The organism is Paraburkholderia sp. FW306-02-B, from assembly GCF_058782725.1.
Genome location: NZ_JBYSXZ010000002.1, coordinates 2,052,907 through 2,068,201 on the forward strand (window position 1 = coordinate 2,052,907; position 15,295 = coordinate 2,068,201).

Sequence of the window (15,295 nt, forward strand, 5' to 3'; positions counted from 1 at the left end):
GGATCGTTGTGGAAGCGGCGTCGGCTTGGCCTGTCAACTACGCGAAGCTTGCACGAGCTACCAGTTAGTTTGCGGCTCTAAGCGCGGTCCCTCCTTTCCGCCTGCGTTGTTCTTGTTCCTGCTGTTTTGACGCAGCTCGTCAATGAGGTGCGGGCGGTGACTGATATGCGATCCGTTTTCATAGTAGCGACGACGAAACAGCGTAGCCGACTCGTTCAACTATGCCGCGTGCAGCGCGCCGTGATATTCGGGCAGGCCATACACTTCCTGATTGATATCCGGTTCCATCAAGTGATGGATGGTAGCCATGAAGGATCGCGCCAGGTCCGTCCATCCCGCATCAAACTCGAGTCAGCCCTTACCGATCACCGACAAGCCCTTGAATACGAGCCGACCCTTAACCTCTGGCGAGTAGTTGAGCGCGACCGGGTTCGGGTAGAACTGGCGAACGAGCTGGTACACGCCCTGGCCTATGCCGGTCGTATCGATTGCCATATATTCGACGTTGAAATCTTGCGTGGTGCGTTTGATCGCATCGGGCTGGGCTTCGAAGTCCATCCCGCGCCATTGCTCTTTGTGCAAAACGCAAAACTCGCCACCCGGCACCGCCGGCGGCGCCACCACGATCAAGCCGGCCGAGTCGCCGGATAGGGCAGGGTCATAGCCGACCCATACAGGCCGGTAAGCGAAAGGGCGGGGCGCTACTGGCTTGAAGTCATCCCACAGCCCCCACGAATCCACCATGTAGCGCTGTAAGTCGGCGAGCAGGAAAATCGATGCCGTGTCATCAATGAAGTGACACATCAACAGGTTTAGATACTCCTCGGGACTGTATTCAAGCCGCAGCTCGTCAAGGTCGAACAGATTGCAACCGCCGGCCACGGCGTCTTCGACCGTCATGATCTGGCGCCATTGCCGATCCTCGCAAAGCCGGCCGCGTGCAAGCGCCTTGTGTGTTACGTCAAGATACAGATGATCGACCTTGGCGCGGCCACGGTTGAAATGATCGCCAGTCCAGAAGGAATGGGCCTCATGCTGCATGCTCGATGGCGTGGAAAAATAGGTCTTTCTCCACTTGCTATGCATCGCCATGCCCGACGCAACCTTATTCAGCTTGCGAAAGCCAGCCGACCCAAAAATACTCATCGAAATAGAAGTTGCCGTGATAGCTCTGCGCGGTGCGGGCGTTCGTGCCAAGAAAGTAAAGCATCGCCTCGTTCGGCAACAGGATCGGCTCACCGGACAAGTCAACGTCTGCGGCCTCGCGCGCAAACTGGCACATGTACTGCCGGAACGCATGCGCCTGTGCCTTGCTGGCCGATAGAAAAACCTGGTTCCGGCCTGCCTCCAACGCATCAATCAATGCCTCACGGGCGTAATACCACGTCGCGCCGATCTGCCGCGATTTCAGGATATTGCGTGTGCGCTGATCGCGCTGGCGATACCAGACCTTTTGATAATCGAACAGCGAATCACGGAAGACCGCGACGATCCTGTCCCGCTGCTCGTCGCTGAATTCGTTGCGTACTGCCTTAGCCTTGCGCGGCGCCGTGTTGCGCGCCTCAATGGCGGGGTTTAGATCGCTCTCCCTGCCTGTCTCGCAGTACTTGTGGACACGCGCCATGCGCTCGACCGGCCGCATGAGCAAATCGCCCCCTTTGAAGTCGCAGCCGTCTTTTTCCGGCTTGGCAATCAACACCGCAAGCCGCGTTTCTAGCGACGACTCGATGCGCTCGATCGGCGTCGCTTTATCCCATTCGTCAGCGTATCCGTCCGGAATCGCCAGTAAACAGCGCCGGGCGAGGAGGGCGATGCTTCTTTCGTGTTGCCTCGTGGCTTGGAGACGAGGGGCGCGACTGACCCGCTATGGCCCCAGGAAAAGACGTTCATCGAGCCTTCTGATTTTGCAACTCGTTCCGTCAGAAGGACTTATCACTGCAGGGAGGGATTAAGTGGACGTTACGAGCGCAAGCATCAATGTCTGCGACCGCCGGCAGTGTTGTCTGATTTTGCTGATAAATATCCTCACGACGTACTCGTCCACCGCCTAAGATAATTACCAGGATCTTCGAGATCTATCAACGCTTTCCGTAGACTTTCGACGCTAGCGACTTTTACAGTTAGTTGCTACGAGGGGTGCAACGGCAATTGCGGCATCTGCGCTCGCAGGTCCATTGGGTCGAGTAGTAAGTGACACATAAGGATCAGCATGTTGTAACGTGCGGGCCAAAGCACTCAATCGGACGGCAGCATGACAAGTATTACCTCGTTTGCGTAAGTAGTACTTCGTGTCGCCAACGATTTAAGTGGTGATTGATCTGCTGTGCACCCACCGCAGTCTCTTTACATTACATCGATCTGGACCGACCGTCACGTCCAATGCAAATGTACACGCCTAAGTAAGCGGGTAAGGCTGAAGGTCGGCCATACCCTGTAGCATTTTGCGACCCTGCGTTTAACCGCCCAATCAAAATTTAAAAAGAGAGGTTGATTATGAAAAATATTTTTTGAATATTAATCGTGGGTGCCGCCTTATATGCTGGCTTACACCAGCAATTGTTCGCGGCAAACGGGAATCCGAATGAGACAGATTAGCAAAATATCTCTAACAATGAATTATTGTGGCCATCGTTTACACCCAAAGGAAAGCAAGATTTGGTCAAATTGAGCGATGTGAAAATTATTCTCTCAAACGTTGGGACTGCCAACGCAGCCGCTCAAGTATTTATCGGACAAAAATATCCTTACTGCAAACTGTTAAATACACAGGGCGAAAGACCGAAGTTAATTCTGGTTCTAGATACGAGCACACAATCTGGACTGCAAGTCCCTCTTAGAGAGCTTGCGCAAGGCGGTGGCAACGAAAACAGTATCGCGGGCGACCCAGTGAAGATAGGCCCAGGAGTGCCGACAAGGGAATATCTGGCGTTTCAGGGCTATTGTGATTAAAAATGGCTGCGAGATGCCGCGGACGCGAATGCCCGTGAACTAAGATAAATCTTTGGCGTTGTCCGCAATGGACGACGATTGCTGGATGGTGCGAGTATCTGATATAGGCCCCTGTGGCCAATCCTGCTCACGACCAGGAGGCCCTATGTGCGGTCGTTATGCTCGAGCCCGCTACGGCATCGACTACCTGGTCCCTCTCGCCAGCGACCGCGATACGCGCTGGCCGCTCCTGAACGACTCGCCGCCCGCCGATACCCCGAGCTGGAATGCAGCGCCGGGCAGTCGTCAGCCTGTGATCTATCCGGACGGCGTCGTACGCCTGCTGCACTGGGGGTACCGGCCCGCGTGGGCCGTCGCGAAGGGCATTCCGCAGATGATCAATGCGAAGATCGAAAAGGCGACCAGCTCGGCATGGGCAGCGATGTGGAAAAACGGCCGCATTATCGTGCCGGCCGACTACTGGTACGAATGGAAAACGGAGAGCAACGGCAAGCAGCCCTATGCCATCCAGGCGAAAAGCGGCGAACCACTGTACGTCGCCGGCCTGACCAATGTTCATGCGGACATGGAGCAACGGGAAGGTGACGGCTTCGTGATTGTGACGGCAGATGCCGGCGCCGGGCTGGTCGACGTCCATGACCGGCGGCCAGTCGTGTTCTCGGCTGACGTCGCTCGCGAGTACCTGGACCCGGCAACCTCCGCCGAACGCGCCGTTCACCTCGCTCGATCCGCGGCCGAACCGCCCGGCGCGTTCACCTGGTTTCCCGTGTCCCGCAAAGTCAACCGGTCCGGCCCTGATGGGCCAGACCTCGTCGATCCAATACAAGGGTAGAAGAACAAGAAAAAAGCCCGCCGAAGCGGGCTTTCGTTACATCATGCCGTGCGACTTGGCGTAGTCGCGTAGGGCGTCGTTCATCCGTGTCTGCCAGCCTTCGCCGGTCGACCGGAAAGCGTCGAGCACATCGCGACCTTAGCGCACACTCGTTGCGACCTTGGTAACGTCGGCCGGTGGCCGGCCGCGGCGCTTCAACAATTCGGCCGCGGCACCTTCGCCGATCCGCTGGGGGAGCGTTTCACGCGCAGGCCGCATACGCCGAATTTCTTCGGTGCTCAGCTCGCGCGCATCGGGATCTGCCGCAATTCCAAGATTGATCGCCGCATCTTCCTCCTCAGTCGGTATCACGATAGTGCGCTTGCTCAACATAATCATTCACCTCACGTTTGTTTGCCTTGCGAAGGCTGATAGCGCGTAGCGTTTCACCAAGCAATGTATAGACCACACAGTAGACGCGTTCGCCAATCAAGCCGTAAGCAATGAAGCGTGGCTCTCCATACGCGTATCTGTCGTCTAGTGCGCCAAGTGCGCTGTCCCATTCAAAGCTTTCAGCGAGAGTGAGTGAGACACCATGTTTGCTGCGATTGATCTGGATCAGCTCGCCCAGACAGGCGCGGCGGTTTCGCGGCTGGTAGAGTTTCGGCGGCCGCTGTTTGCGTGGAATCCATAGCCCGGCATCACGCATCCAGCGCCGCACGGTTTCCTTCGCCAGCACCACGCCATGACATTCAGCCAGCTTCTCGCACGCCAGCGTCGGCCCAAAATCGGCGTAGCGCTCACGCACCAGCGCCATCGCCCGCGCACGGACATCCACCGGCAGTTCGCGGTTACCCGGTTGCCCACGCCGTGCCGACACGAGCCCAGCCGGTCCTGCAGCCTCGTAGCGCCGCACCAGCCGGCTGACCTGACGCTCGGTCGTTGCCGTCTGCGTCGAGCGGAACACGCTCGCCTTGTCGCTGTAGAACGCCACCGGCTTGCCATGCTGTTCCAGATACACCCGGGTCACCTCGAAGTAACTGAAGGTCGATTCGGTCGCCGTGAAGTGCAGCGCCATGATCCGGCTGGTCGCATCGTCCACATACACCAGCAGCGTGCACGCCGGCGCCCGTTCCTCGAACCAGCGGTGATCGCTGCCGTCAATCTGCACCAGCTCGCCCAGACACGCACGACGGCTTCTCGGCTGGTAGATCTTCGGCGGCCGCTGCCGGCGTGGAATCCACAAGCCGGCATCTGTCATCAGGTGCCGCACCGTTTCCTTCGACAGCGCCAGCCCGTGACATTCACGCAGCTTCTCGCACGCGAGCGTCGGCCCAAAATCCGGGTAACGATCCCGGATCAGGTTCAATGCGCGCTCGGCCACGCCGTCTGCCAACTGGTAGTTGCTCGGGTGGCCACGATGCCGTGACAGCAGTCCCGAAGCGCCCTGGCTGCGATAGCGCACGGTCAGCCGCTCAACCTGACGCCGGCTCAGATGGAGCCGTTCTGCGGCCTGCCACGTCATCAGCATGCCATCGACCACCGACTGGATCGTCCTGAGCCGGTCAACCTCGCGCATCGTCATGGTGATCGTCCCGGATGTCGTCATGCGAGCCTCCCGTCAAAGGTCAGCCAGCATGACATGCGACGTTTCAGCTTTGCCCAGGTACGACATTACAGCTTTGCCGTAACACGATGGATGTTGATAATTTATCTTATGTCAAGTTACAATTATCCGAATAGCATCGTTCTTTGCCCTCATATCGCGGCATCAATTCGCTGAGCGCGTCGCTACTATCTAGTTCACGAGTGTTTCAGCGCGCAACGGCAGATCTGTCTTGAATCCTAAAGATCTGGTCTGACTCTGCCGATAACACGCTTGGAAGATGCCACCCGGATTTTCCGTCAACTCGTTTCCATGATCGAAAGCCTCTAACCAGGAGCTACTTATGCTGCAATTCATCAAGTCCCTGTCGCGTGATGAACGCGGCGTCAGCGCACTCGAGTACTCAGTACTCGCGGGTATCGTCGTCACTGCGGTCGTGGGCGTTGGCGTGTACTTCAGCCCGGCCCTCCTGGGCGTATTTACCGCTCTGATCACCAAGGTAACGTCCATCGTCTAAGCGTCATCGCGATCGACATGGCGGGAATACACGTTCATCGAACATCTCGTCATGTCCGTCGCAAAAAAACGCATGATTCCGCCAAAGGCAAACCAAGATGCTGTACTCAGTGAAGCTGGCGACCTGCCTCGTGTTGACTTCACTGGCGGTCTCCGATCTGCTCTTCCGGCGCCTGCCCACCCGCGCGGTGGTCATCGTCGCCGGTCTCTATTGCGTCGCAGCAGCGCTCGTTCCAATCGGCGTCGCTGCGTTTTTCGGCCACGTCGGCCTGGCGGCGGCAGCGCTCGCCGTGTCCGCGTTGCTGTTCCGTTTCGGATGGATCGCCGGCGGTGACGCGAAGCTCGCCGCAGCGGTCTTTCTGTGGGCGGGCCCATCGCTCGCGGCGCCGGTCTTCGTCATCGTCTCCGTTTGCGGCCTGATGTTGGGCCTTGCGGTCATCGCGGCAGACCCGCTGCACCGCCGCATCGGCGCCTTGCGCTGGCTGTCATGTCTGTCGCGCGCGCGCGGTGTGCCTTACGGCATCGCGCTCGCGCTGGGTGGGGGCGCCGCGGTGTGGGCGCCGCTCGCGCATAGCGCGCCTATCGTCTAGGACAGCACGTCGCCATGTCCAGAATCGTCAAGTTCGCCGGCCTCATCGTCGTCGCCATCATCGGCGCACTCATTCTGCGCGCCCTCTTCGTCGCGGCGTCGCATCCGGCTGCGGCGAGTTCGCATGGGATGGACCGCATTCGCGTCGCTGCCGCGGATCTGCCCGACGGTCTGCTGCTGCGCGACAGCGACCTCGCATGGAAAAGCGTGCCGCGTGGACAAGCCCCGGCAGGCGCGCTCGTCGAAGGGCAAGCGGCCGCCGACGGCGCGGACAACGACCTCAAGGGCGACCTGCTTCGCCACGCGGTACACGCCGGCACGCCGCTCGGTCCCGCCGATGTCATCTCCCCCAACGCGCCGGGCTTTCTCGCCGCCGCCCTCAAACCCGGCATGCGCGCGATCTCGGTTGCGATCGACGACGTCTCGGGCAATGCGGGGCTGATCCAGCCCGGAGACTATGTCGACGTGCTGCTCACGCAGACCTTGGGCGAATCGGCGAAAGACACCGCCGAGGCGAGCCGCGCGGTCGAATCGGAGACGGTGGTCAATCGGGTGCGCGTGCTCGCGGTCGGCTCCGCGTTTCAGCGCCCGAAGGAAGACGCCGCGCACGCCGATACGCGTGCGCGCACGGTCACGTTCGAGGTGACGCCCCGCACCGCCCAGGTGATCACGGTCGCGACACACCTCGGCACGCTATCGCTCGCGTTGCGCAGCTTCGCGACCGAGGACCGGCGCGAGCCGCCTGCCGCCGCCACGACAGAACCGCAAACGCCGCCGGTATGGGGCGGCGACGTGTCGCGCGCATTGCATGCGATGCAAATGAATACGAAGCGCGGCACGGCAAATGGGCGTGCCGCCCCTCCTTCCGTGATCGTCTATCGCGGCTCGCAATCGAGCGAAGCGTCAGGCGCCGCGTCGGCCGGCGGCACCACGGGTATGCCCGGACTGCCGCCTCTGCCGCCTGGCGGACAGTCGTCGCAAGCGTCCACGCCTTTGCCGGCGCAGCCGCTCGAAGCCGCGCAAACCGGGACCGGCGCGCAGCCGCTCGCACGGTAGCGGGACAGCTGCAACGGTGTCGCAATGGAAGAAGAAAGCAGTACGCGTACCACGGTGCCTCGCCTGCATCGGTACGTGACCAGGTTTCAGACAGGAACGTCCATGTCGTATTTTGTTTGCTCAGTCCTTCGCTCGAGGCGTCGATTTGCATCGACGGTCGTCGCATGCGCAGCAATCGCGTGCGGCTTCGTCGCAAACGTGAACCGCGCGTGCGCCGCGGACCCCGCCCCGACAATGGTCGTGCCGGCGGGTAAAGGCGAGATGGTCAAGCTCTCGGAGCCGGCCGTCGCGGTATTCGTGGCGGACCCGGAAGTCGCCGACGTGCACGTGCCGACGCCTCAAACCGTATTCGTGCTCGGCAAGAAAGCGGGAACGACGACGCTCTTTGCGCTCGGCGCGAACAATCGGACGATCCTGCGCGAAACCATTGCAGTTAGCGTCGATACGCAGTCGGTGCAGCGCATGCTCGATGCGCGCTTCCCGCAATTGCACCTGACGCTCACCAGCGCACCCGGCTCGATGATGATTGCCGGCCGCGTGCCGAGCGCGGCGGATGCCGACGCGGTCGCACAATCGCTCACACCGTACCTGCGCGACAAGGAAACGCTCGTCAACCGGCTCACCTTGAATCATCCGATTCAGGTCAGTCTGCACGTACGGATTACCGAAGTCGATCGAAACATCACGCAGGAGCTCGGCATCAACTGGAGCTCGCTCGGCTCGGTCGGCAACTTTTTCGGCGGGCTCTTCAGCGGCCGCCAGTTGATCGACACGGTGACGAATCGCTTCCTTCTGTCGTCGACCGGCGCGTTCTCGACGGTCGCGGGCTTTCATACCGGGAAGGTCAACGTCGAGGCGGTGCTCGATGCGCTCGATCAGGAGGGTCTCATCACGACACTCTCCGAGCCGAATCTGACCGCGATGTCCGGCCAAACCGCGAGCTTCCTCGCAGGCGGCGAGTTCCCGGTCCCTGTCGCGCAAGACACGACGGGCGCCATTACGGTCGCGTTCAAGCCTTACGGCGTGTCGCTCGACTTCACGCCCACCGTGCTGGCCGACAACCGGATCAGCCTCAAGGTGCGCCCGGAAGTCAGCGAGATCGACTCGACCAACTCGGTGACGCTCGACAGCATCAAGATTCCCGCGCTGACCGTGCGCCGCGTGGAGACCACCGTCGAGTTGTCGAGCGGGCAGAGCTTTGCGATCGGCGGTCTGCTTCAAAGCAAGACGAGCAACATCCTCGCGCAGTTTCCCGGCCTCGGCAGGCTGCCGATACTCGGCAAGCTGTTCTCGTCGAAGAACTATCAGGACAACAAGACGGAAGTTGTGGTCATCGTCACGCCTTATATCGTGCAGCCAGCCGATCCCGGGCAACTGCGGCAGCCGCTCGACAGCGTCACGCATACAAGCAGCGACGTCGAATACGTGCTGCAGCGTTCGCTCGGGATCGATCCGCTGTCCGGCGACGCCCCGCGCCTTGTCGGCGCAGCGGGCTTCGTCTACTGAACCGATGGAGTCATGCCATGTTTGCGCGCCTATCCTCCCTCATCCTGCTCGCCGTGCTCCCGGGCTGCATGTCGGCACCTCCGCCGCTCGGCATGCCTGACGCGTCGGTGGTCGGGTTCGACGGCGCTCGCGCGGTGCCGCCCGATTGCGCGAAACTCGAGCAGCCGTCGCATCTGGTCGACGCGGGCTTCGGGCGTCCCGGCGTCGCGTTCGGCTGCGCCACGTACACCAATCTGGCGATCATGCTCGCGCGCCCCGCCGACCTTGTCCAGCCGATTCCTTATGCAGGCGCCGACGCGGCGCTCGGCGCAAGCGCGGCGCGCCGTTACGACGAAGGGCGCGCGACGCCGCTCAATGCGACCTCGACGACCTCCAACGTGACGCATTGATTGCGGAGCATTTCAATGAGCGCCCTCGAATCACTCCTTCAACTCAAGAGCAGCAGCGCAATCAGCGCCCAGGATCTGCTTGCCGTCGTATCCGACCGCGACAGCGAAACCGCGGTGCAGAGTCTGATTGTCGACCAGTCGATCGCAAACGCATGGGTGCGCAAGGGAACGATCGACGACGCGATCGAACTGCTGCAAAAACTCGATCGTTCACCCAGGCAACTGATCGTGGATCTATCGGGGTCTGCGATGCCGCTAAGCGATCTCGCGCGCCTTTCCGACGTCTGCGAGCCATCGGTCGCCGTAGTCGTGGTCGGAGACCGCAATGACGTGGATCTTTATCGCAGCCTGCTCGCTGCCGGTGTCCAGGACTATCTTTTCAAGCCGCTGTCGGTCGGCCTCCTGCAGCGCGCGCTGGCGGCACGCGACCCGGCCGCCGCCGTGCGCGCCGGCCGGGCCATCAGCTTTGTCGGCGCACGCGGGGGCGTCGGCACAACCACCATCGCGGTGTCGCTCGCGCGCCACCTGGCCGACGTCACGCATCGGCACATCGCATATGTCGACCTGAATTTTCACGGCGGGGCCGCCAACTCGATGTTAGGGCTGACCACCAACAACGGCTTGACCGACCTGCTGCAAAACGCACAGCGCGTCGATGCGCCGCTGATCAATCGAATGCTCGTTCAGAAGAGCAATCACCTGCGCGTACTCTCGTCCGAACTGCCCTACGGCGACGATTTCACGCGTCGTCCCGGTACGGTCTCCGACTTGATCAATACGCTCAAACGGCAATTCCATTACGTGATGCTCGACCTGTCCGGCCTCACCGGCAATGTCGCCGAAGAGGCACTCGACGCATCCTCATCCGTCTATATCACGTCGGACCGGTCCGTCCATGCCGCCCGCGAGACGGCGCGGCTGCTCCGGTTCATCGAAGACCGCGACAGCAACCCGACGATCTCGCTGCTGCTGAACAACCCGCACGAACCCGTTGCGGGCCGCGTCGCTACAGCCGATTTCCAGCGTGCGCTCGGCCGTGCGTCGATGCACGAGCTGCCCTACGAACCGAAAACGCTCGCGGAGGCCGAGAATCTCGGCGAACCGATCGCGGCCGGCAAGCCGACGCCTTTTACATCGGCCATCGTCGAGCTGGCGAACACGTTGACCGGCCGATCGGAGAGCGCGCCGCCGAAGCGGCCCTGGTATGCGCGCCTCGTCGGGAACAGGAGCCGGGCATGACGTTCGGCAAAAGAAAAAACACCGCGGTTATGTCGCCTCTTGCCGACAGCGGCATGGACACAGGAGCAGACACAAGTCTGGACGCCGGCCCGCAGCCCATCGCGACGCCGGTGCACGCGGCCGTCCCGGTCAACAGGCATGAAGCACTGATCCGCTCGGGCACCTTCAAGACGATCCGCACCGTCGTATTCGCTTCGATGAACATGTCGGCCGCATTGATGATGTCGCGCGATCAGGTGCGCGCGGGCATCGAGCAGATCGCGACCGAAGTGGTCGCGCGCGAGCGGCTCAACGTGACGGCGGCCGAGCAGACGCTGATCGTGGGCGAAATACTGAACGACATGTTCGGGGTCGGCCCGATCGAGCCGCTGCTCGCCGACGAAGCGGTGACCGACATCCTCGTCAACGGCCCGGACCAGGTCTATGCGGAACGGCACGGCCGGCTGGAACTGACGCCGCTCAAGTTCCGCGACAACGCGCATGTGATCAACGTCGCGCAGCGCATCGCCGCCGCGGTCGGGCGCCGCGTCGACGAAAGCAGCCCGATGGTCGATGCGCGCCTCGCCGACGGCAGCCGGGTCAACGTCGTACTGCCGCCGATCGCGATTCGCGGCGCGTCGATCTCGATCCGCAAGTTCTCCAAGCGCAACATCACCCTGACCCGCATGGCGCAGCAGGGCAATCTGTCGCCCGCGATGATGCGCATGCTGAAGATCGCCGGTGCGTGCCGGCTCAACATCGTGATCTCCGGCGGCACGGGTTCCGGCAAGACGACGTTGCTCAACGCGCTGTCGCATCACATCGACGAGCATGAGCGGATCGTCACCATCGAAGACGCGGCCGAATTGCAATTGCAGCAACCGCATGTCGTGAGCCTCGAGACGCGCCCGGAGAATGCCGAAGGGACCGGCGCCGTATCGCAGCGCGACCTCGTGCGCAATGCGTTGCGGATGCGTCCCGACCGCATCATCCTCGGCGAAACACGCGGCCCGGAGGCGTTCGACGTCCTGCAGGCGATGAACACCGGCCACGACGGCTCGATGACGACGATCCATGCGAACACCCCGCGCGATGCGATCACCCGCCTCGAGAGCATGGTGATGATGGCGAACGGCAATTTGCCGCTGCTGTCGATCCGCCGGCAAATCGCGAGCGCGGTACACCTGATCCTGCAGATCGAACGGATGCGCGACGGCATGCGCCGGGTGACGCGCATCACCGAGGTTGCCGGCATGGAAGGCGACGTCGTCATCACTCAGGACCTCTTCACGTTCCGCTTTGATACGAGCGCATACCAGGACGAAGTGCGCGGCGTGTACGAATCGTCGTCGCTGCGCCCGGTGTTCATCGCACGGGCCGCGTACTACGGTCTCGAAGAGCAGTTGCTCGAGGCGATGCGGCCATGACGCCCGCCGATGTCGTCGCGGCCGCCGCGTTCTTCGCGATCCTGATTGCGGGCCTGATGGTCGCGTCGCTGCGCGACATGATGCGACGCCGGCCGGCGCCCCGCATCCGCAGCCGGATCGATGAACTGGCGACAGTCGTGGCTCGCCAGCGCAAAGCCGGCCCTGACACGCCGGGGCAGCTGTTTAGCCGGCAGCGCTCCCGCCGCGGCGACGGCGGCCTGCTCGCGTGGCTGCATCAACATCTGGAACGTGTGCGCTCGGTCAGCGGCGCGGGCGGTATCCGTTTGATTGCGCTGGTCGCGATCGTCATCGTCATCGCCGCGCTCGTCGGCGTCAAGCTGGGCTCGCCGCCCGTCTGGATGCGTCCGTTGCTGATCGTCGGCCTGCCGTTGCTTGCCGTGCGCGCGACCTATCGTTTCCTGATCGAGCGGTTTCGCACACGCTTCCTGACGGTCTTTCCGGACACGCTCGATCTGATCATCCGCGCGGTGCGCGCAGGCATTCCGGTCGTGCAGGCGATCAGCACCGCGGGCCGCGAGGCCGACGAGCCGGTGCGCGCCACCTTTCGCACGATGGGCGATGCCCTTCGCCTTGGCGCCGATCTGAACGAGGTGCTGGATCAAGCCGTGAAGCGGCTGCAGATCGCCGACTTTTCATTTTTCGGCGTGTGCTTGCTGCTGCAGCGCGAGACGGGCGGCAATCTGGCCGAGACGCTGGAAAACCTCGCGGCGATCATCCGCAGCCGGCGCGACGTCCGGTTGAAGACGAAGGCGCTGACCGCCGAAGGCCGGCTCTCGACCAACATCATTTCGGCCGTGCCGTTCGCGATCATAGGCATCCTGTATGTCATTAACCGGCCGTACATCGAGCTGCTGTTCAATACGCGCGCCGGGCACAAGATCATGACGCTCGCCGCGGTGATGCTGACGCTCGGGCTGTGGATGGTGCGCAAGATGTCAAAACTGGATACATCGCGATGAACACACTGGATGCCGGTATTGTCACCAATCTCGCGTTGCTGATCGTCCTGATCGGTACCGTCGTATTGATTCTGCTCCGCACGGGCAGTACGCGATATCGTATTGCGCAACGCGTGCGGCAAGCCGCCGCGCGCAGCGCGGCCGAGTCGGCCGTCGACGAGCATGCGCTTTCGGACATGCGGCAACGGGTGGCGCGGCGGGTCGCGCTGATCGGCGAACGCGTGCCGCTCATCGATGCGTTCCAGCGCGAGACGCTCGCGCGGCAGCTCGCCAGTGCGGGCTTTCGCGACCAGCGCGCGGCGTCGGGAATGGTGGGCCTGAAAATCGTCATCGGCGCCCTGCTCGCGCTCGTCGCGATCGTGCTCGGCGCGCACGTGCCTCGCCTCGGCGAACTCTTCGTGTTTCGCGTCCTGATGATGGCCGCGGCGTTCATCGTCGGCATGATCGCGCCGGAGTACGTGCTCGGATTTCTGATCCGGCGCAGGCAACGGGCCATCGCATCGTGCCTGCCGGATGCGCTCGACCTGCTGGTCATCTGCACGAATGCCGGCAATAGCCTCGTCGTCGCGATCAAGCGTGTCGCGCACGAACTGAAGCCGATCTGCCTACCGCTCGCGGACGAGTTCTCCGTGACAGCCGACGAGTTGCAAATCGGCGGCGACAGCGCCACTGCGCTGCGCAACATGGCGGTCCGTATCGGCCTGGCGTCGGTGCGCGGACTCGTGACGACGCTGATTCAATCGCAGCAATACGGCACGCCGATCACACAGTCGCTGCGCACGCTCTCTCGCGCCGAACGCGCCGCGCAAATCTTCAGCCTCGAAGAAAAGGCCGCAAAGCTTGCCCCGAAGATGACCATGCCGATGATGTTGTTCGTGTTGCCGACGGTGGGCCTGATTTCGGCCGGCCCCGCCGTCATTCGCCTCCTTGCGGTGTTCAAATGAAGAACGTTATTGCCTCGTACTCGCTCGCCGTCGCGTCAGTGGTCGCCGTCACCCTGCTTGCAGGATGTGCAAGCGAAGGCAGCTTCAATCCGCGGCCCGTCTCGATGCAGCGTAACGTCGATGCAGTGAGCGACCTGCGCCTTGCCGACAGCGCGCTCGCCTCGGGCAGCACCGAACTCGCGTCGAGCTTGTACAACAAGGCTTTGCAGGCCGAGCCGAACTCGCTCGAAGCCCAGCTTGGATTGGCCGACACGCTGTACCAGGCGGGCGAGCTCGAACACGCACGCATGCTCTACGCGCGTGCGGCGAGCGCCGCACCGGCCAATCCGGGACCGAAACTCGGCCTGGCCCGGGTCGCATTGCGGCAGCGTCGACTCGACGATGCCGCGGCGCTTTACCGTGCTCTCGTCGCCGAACATCCGGACAACCCGGTCGCAGCCGAGGGTCTCGGCACGGCGCTCGATCTGCAAGGCCATCACGATGAAGCGCAAACCGTCTACCGCGCCGCGCTGCGCGTGCATCCCGAAGCGCAGGGCCTGACGGCGGACCTCGGCCTGTCGCTGATCCTCGCCAACAAGCCACGGGAAGGCGCCAACGTGCTGCTCGACATCGCCGGCCTCGCCAGCGCCCCGCCACAAGCGCGCCAGAACCTCGCGCTCGCGTATGCGCTGCTCGGCAACACGAACGCGGCGAAACAGATCTTGCAGGCCGACCTGCCCCCCGCATCGGTCGATGACAACCTGCGGTTCTATCAAATCCTTCGAGCAAGACTCGGCGCCTCGGGCGGCGATCCGTCCGCGGTTCGTCCCGGCTTGGCTCGTCTGGGTGCGCTGCCCGCGGACGAAATGCCGCATGACGCGGAGACCCAGAAATGAAAGTGCCCTGCCCTTCATTGCTGCGTGATGAAGGAGGCATTGCCGCGCTCGAGTTCGTGCTCATGCTGCCTTTCCTGATGATGGTGCTGTTCGGCATCATCGATGTGAGCATGATCCTGTGCGACAAGGCCGTGATCACGAATGCGAGCCGGGAAGCGGCGCGCGCGGGTGTCGTGCTGCGCGCCACGCCGTGGACCAGCACGCAGATCCAGGCCGTCGCGCTGAACTATACGCAGAACAATCTGGTGACGGGCGGGACGGCGACCGCTGCGACCACGGCCGCCACGTGGGTCAGTCAAACGTCGGGCTCGCCTTTGACGGTAACGGTCACGTACACGTATCAAGGGTTCGTGCTCGGCACGATATTCAGTGCACTCACGGGGCCCGTCACGATCAAGGCCGTCACCGTGATGAACTACGAGTGATCGG

The 15,295-nt window shown here is 62.4% G+C and carries 16 protein-coding genes and 1 pseudogene; 13 read left to right on the top strand and 4 right to left on the bottom strand.

The genetic code is table 11. From position 1 onward, the window contains the following. Positions 1–354: 354 nt before the first annotated feature. A pseudogene (locus AC3WOG_RS30460) lies at positions 355–1,762 on the bottom strand (terminase large subunit domain-containing protein); the annotation flags it as partial. A gap of 893 nt (positions 1,763–2,655) precedes the next feature. Here AC3WOG_RS30460 and AC3WOG_RS30465 point away from each other — a divergent pair. Both AC3WOG_RS30465 and AC3WOG_RS30470 read left to right on the top strand, forming a co-directional pair. Next, the gene (locus AC3WOG_RS30465; RefSeq protein WP_492581516.1) at positions 2,656–2,949 is read left to right on the top strand and encodes a hypothetical protein; all 294 of its coding nucleotides are present in this window, start codon (positions 2,656–2,658) and stop codon (positions 2,947–2,949) included. Positions 2,950–3,094: 145 nt separating this feature from the next. Further along, positions 3,095–3,781 carry an SOS response-associated peptidase gene (locus tag AC3WOG_RS30470; protein WP_492581517.1) on the top strand — a complete coding sequence of 229 codons (687 nt, stop codon included), beginning with the start codon at positions 3,095–3,097 and terminating at the stop codon, positions 3,779–3,781. A gap of 36 nt (positions 3,782–3,817) precedes the next feature. On the opposite strand, the gene AC3WOG_RS30475 is transcribed toward AC3WOG_RS30470, so the two are convergent. The 3 genes from AC3WOG_RS30475 to AC3WOG_RS30485 are packed head-to-tail and all read right to left on the bottom strand — an operon-like array spanning position 3,818 to position 5,369. Further along, positions 3,818–3,910, bottom strand: coding sequence for a BrnA antitoxin family protein (locus AC3WOG_RS30475; RefSeq protein WP_492581518.1), 93 nt, complete (start codon positions 3,908–3,910; stop codon positions 3,818–3,820). 9 nt (positions 3,911–3,919) lie between these two features. Beyond that, complete coding sequence (locus AC3WOG_RS30480) at positions 3,920–4,153, bottom strand: hypothetical protein (RefSeq protein ID WP_492581519.1); 234 nt, start codon at positions 4,151–4,153, stop codon at positions 3,920–3,922. After that, the gene (locus AC3WOG_RS30485) at positions 4,119–5,369 is read right to left on the bottom strand and encodes an ISNCY family transposase (RefSeq protein WP_492581520.1); all 1,251 of its coding nucleotides are present in this window, start codon (positions 5,367–5,369) and stop codon (positions 4,119–4,121) included. Before AC3WOG_RS30485 ends, AC3WOG_RS30480 begins: the two co-directional genes overlap by 35 nt. Before the next feature lie 340 nt (positions 5,370–5,709). On the opposite strand from AC3WOG_RS30485, the gene AC3WOG_RS30490 reads away from it, so the two are divergent. The 11 genes from AC3WOG_RS30490 (at position 5,710) to AC3WOG_RS30540 (ending at position 15,291) form a co-directional block, all read left to right on the top strand. After that, positions 5,710–5,883, top strand: coding sequence for a Flp family type IVb pilin (locus tag AC3WOG_RS30490; protein WP_492581521.1), 174 nt, complete (start codon positions 5,710–5,712; stop codon positions 5,881–5,883). 97 nt (positions 5,884–5,980) lie between these two features. Further along, positions 5,981–6,472: an A24 family peptidase gene (locus tag AC3WOG_RS30495; protein WP_492581522.1), complete on the top strand. Its 492-nt coding sequence runs from the start codon at positions 5,981–5,983 to the stop codon at positions 6,470–6,472. A 14-nt stretch (positions 6,473–6,486) separates the two neighbouring features. Continuing rightward, the gene (gene cpaB / locus AC3WOG_RS30500; RefSeq protein WP_492581523.1) at positions 6,487–7,527 is read left to right on the top strand and encodes a Flp pilus assembly protein CpaB; all 1,041 of its coding nucleotides are present in this window, start codon (positions 6,487–6,489) and stop codon (positions 7,525–7,527) included. A 234-nt stretch (positions 7,528–7,761) separates the two neighbouring features. Further along, complete coding sequence (locus AC3WOG_RS30505; RefSeq protein WP_492582500.1) at positions 7,762–9,033, top strand: type II and III secretion system protein family protein; 1,272 nt, start codon at positions 7,762–7,764, stop codon at positions 9,031–9,033. Positions 9,034–9,050: 17 nt separating this feature from the next. Then, complete coding sequence (locus AC3WOG_RS30510; RefSeq protein WP_492581524.1) at positions 9,051–9,422, top strand: CpaD family pilus assembly lipoprotein; 372 nt, start codon at positions 9,051–9,053, stop codon at positions 9,420–9,422. A 15-nt stretch (positions 9,423–9,437) separates the two neighbouring features. Then, positions 9,438–10,661, top strand: a complete 1,224-nt coding sequence (locus AC3WOG_RS30515) for a CpaE/TadZ family protein (RefSeq protein WP_492581525.1) — start codon at positions 9,438–9,440, stop codon at positions 10,659–10,661. Next, positions 10,658–12,067 (top strand): TadA family conjugal transfer-associated ATPase, encoded by a 1,410-nt coding sequence (locus tag AC3WOG_RS30520; RefSeq protein WP_492581526.1) that lies wholly within the window; start codon positions 10,658–10,660, stop codon positions 12,065–12,067. Before AC3WOG_RS30515 ends, AC3WOG_RS30520 begins: the two co-directional genes overlap by 4 nt. Further along, a complete protein-coding gene (locus AC3WOG_RS30525; protein WP_492581527.1) occupies positions 12,064–13,047 on the top strand; it encodes a type II secretion system F family protein in 984 nt (327 codons plus the stop codon). Before AC3WOG_RS30520 ends, AC3WOG_RS30525 begins: the two co-directional genes overlap by 4 nt. Further along, positions 13,044–13,991: a type II secretion system F family protein gene (locus AC3WOG_RS30530; RefSeq protein ID WP_492581528.1), complete on the top strand. Its 948-nt coding sequence runs from the start codon at positions 13,044–13,046 to the stop codon at positions 13,989–13,991. The genes AC3WOG_RS30525 and AC3WOG_RS30530 overlap by 4 nt, the downstream gene beginning before the upstream one ends. Then, the gene (locus AC3WOG_RS30535) at positions 13,988–14,866 is read left to right on the top strand and encodes a tetratricopeptide repeat protein (RefSeq protein WP_492581529.1); all 879 of its coding nucleotides are present in this window, start codon (positions 13,988–13,990) and stop codon (positions 14,864–14,866) included. The genes AC3WOG_RS30530 and AC3WOG_RS30535 overlap by 4 nt, the downstream gene beginning before the upstream one ends. Further along, a complete protein-coding gene (locus AC3WOG_RS30540) occupies positions 14,863–15,291 on the top strand; it encodes a TadE/TadG family type IV pilus assembly protein (RefSeq protein WP_492581530.1) in 429 nt (142 codons plus the stop codon). The genes AC3WOG_RS30535 and AC3WOG_RS30540 overlap by 4 nt, the downstream gene beginning before the upstream one ends. Positions 15,292–15,295: the final 4 nt, after the last annotated feature.

Excerpts from the sequence above, each read along its gene's own strand:
- AC3WOG_RS30470 (WP_492581517.1), top strand. The coding sequence starts at position 3,095 with ATGTGCGGTCGTTATGCTCGAGCCCGCTACGGCATCGACTACCTGGTC.
- AC3WOG_RS30480 (WP_492581519.1), bottom strand. The coding sequence starts at position 4,153 with ATGTTGAGCAAGCGCACTATCGTGATACCGACTGAGGAGGAAGATGCG.
- AC3WOG_RS30485 (WP_492581520.1), bottom strand. The coding sequence starts at position 5,369 with ATGACGACATCCGGGACGATCACCATGACGATGCGCGAGGTTGACCGG.
- AC3WOG_RS30490 (WP_492581521.1), top strand. The coding sequence starts at position 5,710 with ATGCTGCAATTCATCAAGTCCCTGTCGCGTGATGAACGCGGCGTCAGC.
- AC3WOG_RS30495 (WP_492581522.1), top strand. The coding sequence starts at position 5,981 with ATGCTGTACTCAGTGAAGCTGGCGACCTGCCTCGTGTTGACTTCACTG.
- cpaB (WP_492581523.1), top strand. The coding sequence starts at position 6,487 with ATGTCCAGAATCGTCAAGTTCGCCGGCCTCATCGTCGTCGCCATCATC.
- AC3WOG_RS30505 (WP_492582500.1), top strand. The coding sequence starts at position 7,762 with ATGGTCGTGCCGGCGGGTAAAGGCGAGATGGTCAAGCTCTCGGAGCCG.
- AC3WOG_RS30510 (WP_492581524.1), top strand. The coding sequence starts at position 9,051 with ATGTTTGCGCGCCTATCCTCCCTCATCCTGCTCGCCGTGCTCCCGGGC.
- AC3WOG_RS30515 (WP_492581525.1), top strand. The coding sequence starts at position 9,438 with ATGAGCGCCCTCGAATCACTCCTTCAACTCAAGAGCAGCAGCGCAATC.
- AC3WOG_RS30520 (WP_492581526.1), top strand. The coding sequence starts at position 10,658 with ATGACGTTCGGCAAAAGAAAAAACACCGCGGTTATGTCGCCTCTTGCC.
- AC3WOG_RS30525 (WP_492581527.1), top strand. The coding sequence starts at position 12,064 with ATGACGCCCGCCGATGTCGTCGCGGCCGCCGCGTTCTTCGCGATCCTG.
- AC3WOG_RS30530 (WP_492581528.1), top strand. The coding sequence starts at position 13,044 with ATGAACACACTGGATGCCGGTATTGTCACCAATCTCGCGTTGCTGATC.
- AC3WOG_RS30535 (WP_492581529.1), top strand. The coding sequence starts at position 13,988 with ATGAAGAACGTTATTGCCTCGTACTCGCTCGCCGTCGCGTCAGTGGTC.
- AC3WOG_RS30540 (WP_492581530.1), top strand. The coding sequence starts at position 14,863 with ATGAAAGTGCCCTGCCCTTCATTGCTGCGTGATGAAGGAGGCATTGCC.